This is a genomic window from Streptosporangium sp. OZ121 (assembly GCF_051918885.1).
In the GTDB taxonomy this organism is placed as follows: domain Bacteria; phylum Actinomycetota; class Actinomycetes; order Streptosporangiales; family Streptosporangiaceae; genus Streptosporangium.
Window position 1 is genome coordinate 1 of sequence record NZ_JBPXMC010000109.1, and the last position, 647, is coordinate 647.

Here is a 647-nt window from a genome sequence, read left to right on the forward strand (position 1 = left end):
CGGGCGGCGGTGTCGTCCTTCGGGATCAGCGGCACGAACGCGCACGTGATCATCGAGCAGGGTCCGGCGGTGGAGCCGGAGCCCTCCGGCGCCGAGCTGCCGGTGACGCCATGGCTGGTCTCGGCCAAGACTCCCGAGGCGCTGCGGGCGCAGGCCGGGCAGCTCGCGTCGTGGGTGGAGGAGCGGCCGGAGCTGGACGCGGCTGACATCGGCTGGACGCTGGCGAGTGGTAGAGCGCTGCTGGAGCAGCGCGCGGTGGTGGTCGGTGCCGATCGGGCCGAGCTGGTGGCGGGCCTGCGCGCCCTGGCCGACGGTACGACGACGCCGGAAGCCGCGGCGGCCGGTGGCGGCAGGCTGGCGATGCTGTTCGCCGGTCAGGGCAGCCAGCGGGTGGGGATGGGCCGTGAACTCGCGGCGGCGTTCCCGGTGTTCGCCGAAGCTTTGGACGAGATCTGCGCGTTGTTGCCGGGGTCGGTGCGTGAGGCGATGTTCTCCGATCCCGATGGTGTGCTCGGTGAGACGGGGATGACCCAGCCGGCGCTGTTCGCCTTCGAGGTGGCTCTGTATCGGCTGCTCATCTCACTCGGTGTCACCCCGGACGTGCTGGTGGGTCACTCGGTGGGGGAGATCGCCGCCGCTCACGTGGC

At 72.0% G+C, this 647-nt stretch carries 1 protein-coding gene; it reads left to right on the top strand.

Going from position 1 to position 647, the window contains the following annotated elements; genetic code table 11:
- Nucleotides 1-647: acyltransferase domain-containing protein (locus ACTOQ1_RS42935; RefSeq protein ID WP_440074391.1), on the top strand; the 647-nt coding region annotated here is incomplete at both ends.